Source organism: Haladaptatus rarus (assembly GCF_054177585.1).
Genome location: NZ_JBPEHG010000001.1, coordinates 716,842 through 726,687, shown reverse-complemented (window position 1 = coordinate 726,687; position 9,846 = coordinate 716,842). Strand labels below are relative to the sequence as shown.

13 protein-coding genes are annotated in these 9,846 nt (G+C 58.8%); 6 read left to right on the top strand and 7 right to left on the bottom strand.

Annotated elements, in window-relative coordinates:
• Window positions 1–2 precede the first annotated feature (2 nt).
• From ACR3FE_RS04020 to ACR3FE_RS04010, 3 genes are read right to left on the bottom strand one after another with little or no spacing between them, the layout of a single operon-like run.
• Window positions 3–308, bottom strand: coding sequence for a hypothetical protein (locus ACR3FE_RS04020; protein ID WP_458205656.1), 306 nt, complete (start codon window positions 306–308; stop codon window positions 3–5).
• The gene (locus tag ACR3FE_RS04015; protein ID WP_458205654.1) at window positions 305–907 is read right to left on the bottom strand and encodes a signal peptidase I; all 603 of its coding nucleotides are present in this window, start codon (window positions 905–907) and stop codon (window positions 305–307) included. Before ACR3FE_RS04015 ends, ACR3FE_RS04020 begins: the two co-directional genes overlap by 4 nt.
• On the bottom strand, window positions 904–1,488 hold the full coding sequence (locus ACR3FE_RS04010; protein WP_458205652.1) for a DUF7344 domain-containing protein: 585 nt from the start codon (window positions 1,486–1,488) through the stop codon (window positions 904–906). Before ACR3FE_RS04010 ends, ACR3FE_RS04015 begins: the two co-directional genes overlap by 4 nt.
• A gap of 407 nt (window positions 1,489–1,895) precedes the next feature.
• Between ACR3FE_RS04010 and ACR3FE_RS04005 the strand changes: the two genes are divergently transcribed.
• The gene (locus ACR3FE_RS04005) at window positions 1,896–2,696 is read left to right on the top strand and encodes a hypothetical protein (protein ID WP_458205650.1); all 801 of its coding nucleotides are present in this window, start codon (window positions 1,896–1,898) and stop codon (window positions 2,694–2,696) included.
• A gap of 54 nt (window positions 2,697–2,750) precedes the next feature.
• Window positions 2,751–2,987, top strand: a complete 237-nt coding sequence (locus ACR3FE_RS04000) for a DUF8015 family protein (RefSeq protein WP_458205648.1) — start codon at window positions 2,751–2,753, stop codon at window positions 2,985–2,987.
• A 44-nt stretch (window positions 2,988–3,031) separates the two neighbouring features.
• On the opposite strand, the gene ACR3FE_RS03995 is transcribed toward ACR3FE_RS04000, so the two are convergent.
• Window positions 3,032–3,499, bottom strand: coding sequence for a GyrI-like domain-containing protein (locus ACR3FE_RS03995; RefSeq protein ID WP_458205646.1), 468 nt, complete (start codon window positions 3,497–3,499; stop codon window positions 3,032–3,034).
• A gap of 172 nt (window positions 3,500–3,671) precedes the next feature.
• Between ACR3FE_RS03995 and ACR3FE_RS03990 the strand changes: the two genes are divergently transcribed.
• Both ACR3FE_RS03990 and ACR3FE_RS03985 read left to right on the top strand, forming a co-directional pair.
• A complete protein-coding gene (locus ACR3FE_RS03990) occupies window positions 3,672–4,625 on the top strand; it encodes a D-2-hydroxyacid dehydrogenase (RefSeq protein ID WP_458205644.1) in 954 nt (317 codons plus the stop codon).
• A 29-nt stretch (window positions 4,626–4,654) separates the two neighbouring features.
• On the top strand, window positions 4,655–5,170 hold the full coding sequence (locus ACR3FE_RS03985) for an ester cyclase (protein WP_458205642.1): 516 nt from the start codon (window positions 4,655–4,657) through the stop codon (window positions 5,168–5,170).
• On the opposite strand, the gene ACR3FE_RS03980 is transcribed toward ACR3FE_RS03985, so the two are convergent.
• The 3 genes from ACR3FE_RS03980 to ACR3FE_RS03970 all read right to left on the bottom strand — a co-directional run bounded on the left by ACR3FE_RS03980 (window position 5,164) and on the right by ACR3FE_RS03970 (window position 8,107).
• The gene (locus ACR3FE_RS03980) at window positions 5,164–6,681 is read right to left on the bottom strand and encodes a phosphoenolpyruvate carboxykinase (ATP) (RefSeq protein WP_458205640.1); all 1,518 of its coding nucleotides are present in this window, start codon (window positions 6,679–6,681) and stop codon (window positions 5,164–5,166) included. The two genes, ACR3FE_RS03985 and ACR3FE_RS03980, sit on opposite strands and share 7 nt — an antisense overlap.
• A gap of 177 nt (window positions 6,682–6,858) precedes the next feature.
• Window positions 6,859–7,698: an ion transporter gene (locus ACR3FE_RS03975; RefSeq protein WP_458205638.1), complete on the bottom strand. Its 840-nt coding sequence runs from the start codon at window positions 7,696–7,698 to the stop codon at window positions 6,859–6,861.
• A gap of 214 nt (window positions 7,699–7,912) precedes the next feature.
• A complete protein-coding gene (locus tag ACR3FE_RS03970) occupies window positions 7,913–8,107 on the bottom strand; it encodes a cold-shock protein (protein WP_458205635.1) in 195 nt (64 codons plus the stop codon).
• Window positions 8,108–8,580: 473 nt separating this feature from the next.
• Here ACR3FE_RS03970 and ACR3FE_RS03965 point away from each other — a divergent pair, with 473 nt between their 5' ends.
• Both ACR3FE_RS03965 and ACR3FE_RS03960 read left to right on the top strand, forming a co-directional pair.
• A complete protein-coding gene (locus ACR3FE_RS03965; RefSeq protein ID WP_458205633.1) occupies window positions 8,581–9,087 on the top strand; it encodes a hypothetical protein in 507 nt (168 codons plus the stop codon).
• The gene (locus ACR3FE_RS03960) at window positions 9,087–9,845 is read left to right on the top strand and encodes a tyrosine-type recombinase/integrase (RefSeq protein WP_458205631.1); all 759 of its coding nucleotides are present in this window, start codon (window positions 9,087–9,089) and stop codon (window positions 9,843–9,845) included. Before ACR3FE_RS03965 ends, ACR3FE_RS03960 begins: the two co-directional genes overlap by 1 nt.
• Window position 9,846 lies beyond the last annotated feature (1 nt).

The following is a 9,846-nucleotide window of genomic DNA, read 5'->3' as shown; positions in this document are numbered from 1 at the left end:
TCTTATCCGTCGGTCGTTGTTATGGTGGTCGTCGTCGTGGTTTCCGTGGTCTGGGCCGTCGTTGGTTCGTCGCTCGTCGTGACCGCCGTACTGGTATCACTGGTCGTCACTGTCCCGTTCGCCGACGCGGCCTGCTGGCTCCCTCCGGCAACCGTCGAGGTAGCTGTCATGCTTCCGGCTTCGATCTCACCCGCTCCGAGTGATTCGGAATCGGAGAACAGGCCCAGTGACATGTTGACCGTGGCCGCTCCGAATGCTAGTAACATCACTACCGCGAGGACGACTAATTTGTTTCTTGCTGATCTCATCCTTGACTTCCCTCCGTGGATTCCGCTTCGAGTTCCTTGACTGTACTTTCCGTCCCGACCCCATCGTCGTCGTTCGGGTCATCCATCGCCGCCTTCGCAAGCGAGTAGACCTCCGTGACGACGAGCAGTACCAAGGGAACGACGACGAGCGTGAGGATGCCCATCTTCGACTGTGCGAAGGTCAGGAGATAGCCGAGATACGGGATGTGGAACCAGACCTGCCCGATGAGCCGGTTCGCCGGAACCAGCTTAGGGTCTGGTTCCTCGTTCGCGTCGCCTTTCGTCCGGAACTGCAACTCACCGTCGGTTCGAACCACTTCGACCACGCGGTGGGTGATTCGACTTGGACGGCTGTCGGTCGTCTCAAAGGTGATGACGTCCCCTTCTTCGATGGCGTTCGCCGGGGTATCACGAACCACGACGACGTCGCCCGCCTTAATCGTCGGGCTCATGCTCCCCGAGATGACCACGTAGCTCTGCTCCGCACCGATGAGTTGCGGAAACACGACGACGCCCATCAATACCACCGCTGTTAGCAGGATCGTCACCCCGGCGAGTCGTCCGATCCGCCCCAGTGACGGGTTCGATAGAAGACTCATACCGGCGGTTTCCCCTCCTGTCCGAGCTGGTTTCGCTGATCGTGATGTCTGTGCGCGAGTGCGGACGCGAGGAACATCGTCGTGACGACGAGTCCCCACGCAATGTCCGGGAGCAGGTTGAAGGGAAACAGCCCGACCCACGCGATCGTTACGAGCGCGGCAGATAGTCCGCCGAGACCGATATAGTAACTACTCCACGGAATCCCGTCGTGCGGGACGATGTCCAGATACACTTCGAGTTTCGTAGCCTCGTCGGTGAGTCGCACTTCGCCCGCGTTCGAGTCGAACTCGACGATGCCACCATCGTCCATCTTCGGCAGGTGTGACTGCCGAATCGCCGTGTAGACGCGCATCCGCTGTTTGTACGTGACCTCGTCGAACGGAACGTCGTTCTCCCACGCTGCGAGCTGTTTCGACAGCTCGTGGAGCGTGACAGGACCATCCTGCTGGAGGAGATAATGCATGACGTGTCGTCGTCGCCGACAGCTCAGCATCTTGAACGCGACGTCCTGCGTGAGCTCGTTCGACCCGCCCCCATCGAGCGGCGAAGACCGAGATTGTTGAACAGCGGCCGCGCTCATGATTCGATGCGACAGTACAGTCGTGTTTCCTGGTTGAATTTCTCTCTCATGCAGTCCATCGAGAATCACTATGCAATCTATCCGGTTAATTATAGAATTTATAACACGTTTTCTTGCAGTACCCGACCACCTTTCTGTGTCTCCCCGAAGCGAATCTTCGAACGCTTGGACGACAGTAATGGCCGTATATCGGCTTTATGGAGTGTGTTATTAACGGTGAGAACCAGGCTTTCGGGGCATGAGAGAGCGCTATCCGGTGTATATCGCTTCCTGATACGCTGTCTATGAATCCATCATCGAGCGTATATATACGGAGGTATCTGTGGAACGTCAGTTTGCCGTTCCCGGCCACCTCGGTCTGCCACGGAAGAGACGGCGACACTCAGGCCGAGAACAGACTACCAACTATGTCAGACAAACGATTCAACTTGACGCGACGGAAGGCATTGCTCGGTCTCGGTGGTATCGGTGCTGGTGCCGCGCTCGGCGGCGCGGGGACGATGGCGTTCCTGAACGACCCTGAATCGATAACCGGCAATGCAGTCACCGACGGGAATCTCGATCTGAAACTCGACTGGTGGACCTTCTACAAGGGCCGTCAGGTCGAGACGGACGAACAGGAACCGGCGGACAATCCGGGACCGATGATCGACCTCGACGACGTCAAGCCCGGCGACTACGGCAGCGGCTGCATCAGTCTCCACCTCTACGACAACCCCGCGTGGGTGTGGGCGGGCGGGGAGATCCACTCCAACGCCGAGAACGGGCAGAACGAACCCGAGCGAGAGACCGAGGGCAAAGACGAAGACGGGATGGGCGAACTCGCGGACGCTCTCCGGTTCATCATCCTCCCGCTCGGGTACTGTGACCGGTGTGATGGGAACACGGAACGAGAGGCGCGGGAGTACGTTCGCAGTTTGAACCCGACTGCCAACCCGTTCAACCCTGAATTCGAGCCGTTCGCCCAGGGAACGTTCCGGGAAGCGTTCGGTGCGATGCAGTCCGGCTACCTGCTCGACGGCTGGCCACAGAACACCACTGACACGCACTGTCTCCAGCCGCTGTCCACGTACTACCTCGGATTCCTCTGGTGGCTCCCGAAAGATGTCGGCAACGAGGTGCAGGGTGACTCCCTGACCTTCGATTTCGACTTCTATGCCGAGCAGTGCCGCCACAACGCCGAGCCGAAGAACCCCTACGAGGACTGAGGGACGGTCGACTCGGCCCCTAGTTTTTCGGAGCTGGAGGAAAAACAACCCAACATGGGTTATACGTGGCAGTACTACGATCTCGTCCTGTTCGGCATCGCCGCCAGCATGTCCCTCGGCGCTGGCGTCGGCCTGCTAACCACGGTCTCGTTACCGATAGCGATCATCTCGGCCGGTGTCGTCGCGAGTGCCATCATCGGACACGGCCTGTTCGTCAACGGTCCCGTGGACGAACCTACCGACCTGACGAACGAAGTCGATACGCTGAACGAAGTCGACGTGTTGAGCTGAGTCGGTTGGCTGTTTTCGATTCCTGATCTTCGTTTCGTTTCCCGTTACGCCTCGGATTCGGCGACCGGGACGAAGTAGTCGAACTTGGAGGCTGGGTCGTCCGGGTCGAACTCGCTTCCGTACCGTTCGAACTCCGGCCCATCTGTACGGCGGTACTCCGACGCCGGGAGCCACTGTTCGTAGATCTCGTCTATCGTCGCTTCAAGCGTGTCGAGTGTCGTCGTGAAAATCGCGTACGTCTGCTCAGGTACCGTGATAGCGGTCATCCCCTCCGGAATCGTCGCGTCCGAGTCGGTCACGACGCCAGCGACGTATCCCAACTCTCCGGTTTCGTCGTCGTGGTCGTAACACACACCCAACGTCTCGTTCGAGAGCGCGAGGTCGAGAAACTCGTGGATTCGCTTTCCGTACGCCTCCCACAACTGCGGAATCTCGTCGTTCTCGTTCGGTCCACGATAGTTCAGACCGACGACGGTAAACGGCTCTCGTGACTCGAACTCAGGTGTGTTCATGATTCGTAGACGCACCGACTGACCATAATTATTGCTTTATTCTCATATACTATCTGTAACTTCCGCCGGGATTCTTCCAGACCGTCACTCTCAGAATTCGACGACGAAGACGGAATGGGATGCACAGCCCCACGAGGTAAACTCTACCAACCCGGTCTTCGTGGGTGACAGTATGACCTCGCCGACCCTCCTGGTCACGCATCGAATCGCGTCCGAAACCGCCTCCGATCTCACGGCTTGCCTCGCGGCTGACCTTCCGGAAGGGAGTCTCGTCCACGCACGAACGCCCGACGAGACGTTCGAATCACTCCCCGACGCTGACGGAATCGTCACGGCAGGACTCACGGAAGAGATGCTCGAAACCGCCGAGAACCTTCGTTGGGTGCAGGTACTCAGTGCTGGCGTCGACCGGTACGACCTCGACGCCCTGCGAACACGCGATATCGCCCTCACGAACGCCTCCGGAGTTCACGCAGAACCCATCGCCGAACAGGTGTTGTGGTATCTCTTGACCTTCGAACGGCGGCTCCATGTCGGCGTCCGCCAGCAGGCACGTGGTGTCTGGGAACGGTTCGAGGGTGGCGAACTTCGCGGCAAGACGCTCGGTGTCATCGGTGTCGGTGCTATCGGGACGCGCGTCGCCGAGTTGGGAGCCGGACTCGGGATGCGAGTCGTCGGCACCAAACGAGACATCGAGGACGCGCCAGCGGTTCTCGACGACATCTATCCCGCCGACGAGTACGCCGAGGTGCTCCAGCAGGCGGAGTACGTCGTCCTCGCCTGTCCGTTGACAGACGAGACGCAGGGACTGATCGGCGCGGAGGAGTTCCGGCTCATGTCGAGCGACACAGTCCTCGTCAACATCGCTCGCGGGGACGTGATAGACGAGGAGGCACTGATCCGTGCCCTCCAGTATCACCAGATCCGCGGTGCCGGACTCGACGTGTTCTCGACCGAACCACTTCCGGCGGACTCACCCCTCTGGGAGTTATCGAACGCGGTGCTCACGCCCCACATGGCTGGCTCGACACCACACAAGACCGACCGCTGGCGCGAGATCGTCGTCGAAAATTACGACGCCCTCGCGGCGGACGACCGCGACGAGATGGTCAATCGAATCGTGTAGACGGAGTACGTCGGCGGTGAAATGCCAGAATGACGGCCCAGTTCTTGATGGCGCTGGGCGTCGACTCGGTCGTGGGGAAAACGATGACACCAGAAGAAAACAAGCGACTCGTCCGACGTGACATCAACGAGATATGGACGGAGGGAAACGTGGCTGTGATCGACGAGATCTACGACGAGAACTTCGTCCTCCACGACCCGTCGGCACCCGGCGAGACACGGGGCCGGGACGACTACCGGGAGTACGTCGACACGTATCGTACCGCCTTCCCTGACTCCGAGTACACCGCCGAGGAGATTGTCGCCGAAGCCGACATCGTAGTTCTCCGATACACTGCACACGGCACCCACGAAGGCGAACTCATGGGTATCGAACCGACTGGCGAGGAGGCGACGGTGTCCGGAATGGAGATGTATCGTGTCGAGGGTGAGAAGATCGTCGAGATGTGGACGAACTACGACGCGCTGGGCGTGTTCCAGCAACTCGACATCGTGCCACCGTTCGACGAACTGGGTCGCAAAAAGTCAAACCGGTCGCGTCAGTAGACGGCGTCTCTGATGTCCGAATCGAGGTCGTCGAACGTATCGAGGTGTACCTGCCGCTCGGTACGCAACTCAGCTAGTTTCTGCTCGTAATCGGAGACGTGGTCGGCCACGGCAAACTCCTCGATGTTCAAGCCGGGCACCGTGCTGGGTACCGTGAGTCCGGTCGCCTCGTCGTCCGTCCACTCGACGGTGTCGCGGGCGATCTCGCGGAGGATGGTCACCGACTCCGTGACGCCGATGTCCTTCGATTTCGCGCCGAGGTGGCCGGTATTGAGGACGAAACAGTCCACCCCGAGGTCGTCGATGAGTTCACGGAATCGATTGCCTTCATCGCCTTTCGACCCGACGATGAAGGGGTTCGTACCGACGACGCGGATGGACTCGCCAGCCTTCGAGGGGTCGCCTGCACTGGTCTGGATGGACTCGCCGAGCATGAACGCGACTGCGGCCTCTTTGGGGGAGAGCTTCGCAACCGGGGGCATCGCCGGGTTGCGCGTGATGAAGAACACCTGATCGACACTTTCGAGGTCGATGTCCTCGCCCGCCGACGAGAGTTGATCACGGGCGATGACCGCCCGGCCATTGGAGGTGTGTTCGTCACTATCGAAGTCGACCAACCCGTCCTCGTCGACGTCGACGTTCTCGATGACAGCAGACTCGTGAGTCACGGCCTCGTACATCGCGGGTTGTTCGTCGGCGTCGAGTCCGATGGTCTTGACGTACAGCCCCTTGCCTTCGCTTCCGGCGATGGTACCGTCGGGGAGCAGAGCGCAGACGTCGTCTTGAAGCATCGTCGCTTCCTCGCCCTCGTCCTCCAGCCAGAGGCCGTGGGCCGTCAGCGTCGATTTTCCGGTCGCGGAGAGACCGAGGAATGCCTGTCCGACGTCCTGGAGGTCGCCGTCCTCGTCCCGAAGTGTGACACGCTTGCTTCCGGCGTGGAGGCCGAGCCCACCCTTGCGCTTTGCGTGGAACATGAACAGCCGGAGGAACGACTTCTTCGCTTCGCCGGTGTAGTCGCTGCCGAGAACCGCGGTCACACCCTCCTCAGGGAGGATACGGATGGCGGTCTCGTCCCACTCGGGCACCTGGATCGTGACGAAATCAGGCTCGCCCTCGCCCTCTGCTGGCTCGAACAGGCTCGCCCATCCCAGGGCGATGCGTCCGTAGCGCTTGGGGACGTACAACCGGCATCGGTAGGAGTGGTCGGGGTGTCGGCCCATCTGCCGGTCGAGACAGACCATCTCGTGCTTCTGTGCGTATTCGGTGGCGTCTTCTATGTGTCCGTAGTCGCGCGCGCCGAAATCGTCGTCGATCGCGTTCTTCGTCTTGTCGGCATTGCGCGAGCGCTGGTCGCTGACGTACGACGGAGAGCCGAACTCCGTCGTCGTCTCGAACTCCTTCGAGAACTCGCGGAGTTGGTCCAAGGACGGATTGTAGATGATGTTGTCCGCCTCGACGGGATTAGGGAGTACCGTCTTCGGCGTTCTGACTGACTGCCCAGAGTCTGACATCGTAGTGGAGACAGGAACGTCCCGACGTATAATTATGCACGGTTTATCGCCGTCTTAGTGGTGTCATAACACGATTCCCGATCGAATGGGGATTCGAAAATGAGTAAAAAATTTATCTAGCAATTTTGAGAGATATTGCTTCCGAGATCGGCGACTTCACCCATTTCCGTCGAACTCCTATCGGCGCGAGTCGAACTCCTGATAGATGACGTGTCCACAGGCTTTGCAGTGTGAGGCGTCCCGGTCGTGATAGGACAGTCCGCAGTTCGGACAGGTGACGTTGACCTTCTCTTTCGACCCCCATTCTCTGACGATCTTGCTCGCTTGCCACGGGATGATGATGATCCCCGCCAGGATCGTTGCCACCGTCACCCACCGCCCCGCAGCGGTGACCGGCAGGATGTCGCCGAATCCGACGGTCGAGAGCGTTACCACGGTGTAGTAGAAGGCGTCGCCGAACGTGTTGACAGCGGGGTTCGCCGCGAACTCGACACTGTAGAACAGTCCAGCGGAGATGAAAAAGAGGACCAGCACCGTCAACACCAGTTTCAGCGCGCGCAGGGCGTTGTCCGACACGGTTCCGAAGAAGAAATCGGCGTCTCGCGTGAATCGGTAGAATCGAAGCACGCGGATGACCCGAACCACGCGCAAGAAGCCGATGTTCAGCGCGACGGCTGACAGCGGCAGCACGGCCACCGCGAAGGTCGGGAGCAATGCGACCAGATCTATCATCGTGTAGACGTTGAAAAACTCTGCCACTCGATTCCGGGCGCCGTACAACCGCAGGAGGTACTCCACCAGAAATATCATGGCGATGCCGAACTCCAGATTCCAGAGCGTGTCCTGGACACTGGGACGAACCGGGTAGGTCTCGACGACGAAGACACCGACGAATACGAGGTTCAACACCAGTAGTGCGATATCTATCGCCTTCCCCAGCGGTGTCTTGTGGTCTAACAGGTAGAAGCGCACGACCTCCTGCGTACCACGGTCGTAGGGGGGTGAAGCGGTCGTCATTCCATACAGTCTCTCCGTCGTGGACGAAGGTAGGTTCTCGGATTTCGTGATCGATAACGGATCGTTCGCTCGGCGATCTGCTCACGGTGACGACCGCATCTCAGCGCTCTGTTCTTCGTGATTTCTCGTCCCGGAGCTAACGCTCTCGGAGACAGTCTACTGAAAGAAATGAAGTCACGCTGTGTCGCCGTGTGGCGACCGTGCGAAAACCTGGTTATGCGCGAACGACGTTCGTTGCGCGCGGGCCCTTGGGGGCCTGTTCGATGTCGAATTCGATCTCGGTACCTTCCGTCAGATCCTCACCGCCAACGTCCTCCATGTGGAAGAAAACGTCGTCGTCAGCATCGTCCGTCGAAATGAAACCGTAGCCGCCTGTGTCGTTGAAGAAATCAACTTTACCGTTTGCCATTACGACTAAACAAATACCGGGTATATGGTTAAGTGTTCCGTATTCGTCTTCAAAATCTCGGATTTTCTCGACAAATATATTCTTTAGAAGAGGTACCGTGGTCATTTGACCACGAACATGGGGTTCTGTGTCGATACGGTACCTGATTCGTCACAACGAGCAGGGACTTTCGTGGTATCCGCACTTCTTAAATAGTGTGTCGTGTTCTCGTTTCCCATTATTCGCCCGTGTTAACTGGCATTACCCGATCTGCTACATCATCCAGTGCAAGATGCTTCCACAACGTGAACCTCGTAGCGACGAAATCTACAAGGAGGCTGCTGTTCGAATAGAACTGATCTCAGAAAATGCGATTCGGGTTCTCGGTAAGAGGTCGGCCTCGGCACTCATAGGGGGCAAATATGACACCAAATTGATGTTAAAGAGTTTGCTTCTAGCTAGGCTAGCGCCGACTTTCCTACCGGTGACCTGCCATGAACGAGGAGACACAAGCCGACTGGGCCGCGAACACCGGCCTGCGCGAACAGACCACGAAAATCCAAGTGTACTGCAACGCTGACGATCCTGCGGACTGGGACGCGGAAGCCGCCCAGCAGGGATTCACCAGCCGGAGCAAACACCTGTACCACCTCATTCAAGAAGCCCGCGCGTACCGCGCTGACGGGTTGCACGGCCCCCAGCACATCGAGAACCGGATTGAAGAGCTGCACGCGGAATGCGACCGGTTGAGCGCGCAACTGACGAATGAGCGACAGGCCGGGGCCGCCACCGCCAGTGTCGATGACCCACAGTTCGTGAAACGGTTTGTCACCAATACGCACAGCGACAGTTCCGAGATTGTCGAGCGGATGGTCGCGTCCGGTGAGGTGAACGAGGTGCTGTGGAAGCCCGTCGAAGAGCAACTGTACTTCCTGGTCGCACAGGGCGAGTTAGTGTACGACCGGCGGTTCGGATTCAAAGTGGCCGAGGGTGAGCAGTGATGGCTTCCAAATACGAGGTGTTGATTGACGGGCCGACCTGGGAGCAACGCGTGTTCAAGAACAAGCATACGTGCATTAGTGATTGGTTGAAACGCAAGCACTCGCATGGCCGGTGTGGATTGCGGACGCTGAACGAGTATAGTCGGACGACTCACCGGTTTTTCCATGAGTGGTTCCCTGAGACTGCACTGGCGGCGGTCTCGGTGGATGATATTGAGGAGTACGTGATGAACCAGCACGACCGGGCGGTGGCGCAGAATACGAAGCGCAAGTACGTGGAGAATCTCTCCAGTTTCTACACGTGGGCGTTGTTCCGGCCGTCGTACCCGGAGATTACCGGGAACCCGGCGAAAGTGGTGTTAGAGAAGATTCCGAAGGAAAAGCGGCCGCGACCGGAGACGGCGACATGGGAGAACGGCAAGCAAATTGTGTGGCACTTGCCGGATTTGCGGAACAAGACGGTGGCTGTGTTGTTGGCGAAGACCGGGGCGCGGGTGCAGGAAGTGTTGAATGTGCGCGTGGAGGATCTGGATTTGGAAGCCGGGTTTATCCGGTTCCGTGATCGGAAGGGTGGGACGGAAACGGTGAATCCAGTGGATCAAGAGACCGGGAGTTTGCTTCAGCGGTTGCTGGCGGTTGAGCGGATTGAGACGGGGTATGTGTTCCGGAAAACAGGGAACAAGCCGATGCAACGCGAGCAGGTGCGGCGGAAGGTGCGTGAGGCGTATTTAGCGCGGATGAAACCGTTGAATGTGTGAG

Bases quoted from the DNA above. Each gene is read 5' to 3' on its own strand.
- ACR3FE_RS04020 (WP_458205656.1), bottom strand. From the start codon at position 308: ATGAGATCAGCAAGAAACAAATTAGTCGTCCTCGCGGTAGTGATGTTA.
- ACR3FE_RS04015 (WP_458205654.1), bottom strand. From the start codon at position 907: ATGAGTCTTCTATCGAACCCGTCACTGGGGCGGATCGGACGACTCGCC.
- ACR3FE_RS04010 (WP_458205652.1), bottom strand. From the start codon at position 1,488: ATGAGCGCGGCCGCTGTTCAACAATCTCGGTCTTCGCCGCTCGATGGG.
- ACR3FE_RS04005 (WP_458205650.1), top strand. From the start codon at position 1,896: ATGTCAGACAAACGATTCAACTTGACGCGACGGAAGGCATTGCTCGGT.
- ACR3FE_RS04000 (WP_458205648.1), top strand. From the start codon at position 2,751: ATGGGTTATACGTGGCAGTACTACGATCTCGTCCTGTTCGGCATCGCC.
- ACR3FE_RS03995 (WP_458205646.1), bottom strand. From the start codon at position 3,499: ATGAACACACCTGAGTTCGAGTCACGAGAGCCGTTTACCGTCGTCGGT.
- ACR3FE_RS03990 (WP_458205644.1), top strand. From the start codon at position 3,672: ATGACCTCGCCGACCCTCCTGGTCACGCATCGAATCGCGTCCGAAACC.
- ACR3FE_RS03985 (WP_458205642.1), top strand. From the start codon at position 4,655: ATGACGGCCCAGTTCTTGATGGCGCTGGGCGTCGACTCGGTCGTGGGG.
- ACR3FE_RS03980 (WP_458205640.1), bottom strand. From the start codon at position 6,681: ATGTCAGACTCTGGGCAGTCAGTCAGAACGCCGAAGACGGTACTCCCT.
- ACR3FE_RS03975 (WP_458205638.1), bottom strand. From the start codon at position 7,698: ATGACGACCGCTTCACCCCCCTACGACCGTGGTACGCAGGAGGTCGTG.
- ACR3FE_RS03970 (WP_458205635.1), bottom strand. From the start codon at position 8,107: ATGGCAAACGGTAAAGTTGATTTCTTCAACGACACAGGCGGCTACGGT.
- ACR3FE_RS03965 (WP_458205633.1), top strand. From the start codon at position 8,581: ATGAACGAGGAGACACAAGCCGACTGGGCCGCGAACACCGGCCTGCGC.
- ACR3FE_RS03960 (WP_458205631.1), top strand. From the start codon at position 9,087: ATGGCTTCCAAATACGAGGTGTTGATTGACGGGCCGACCTGGGAGCAA.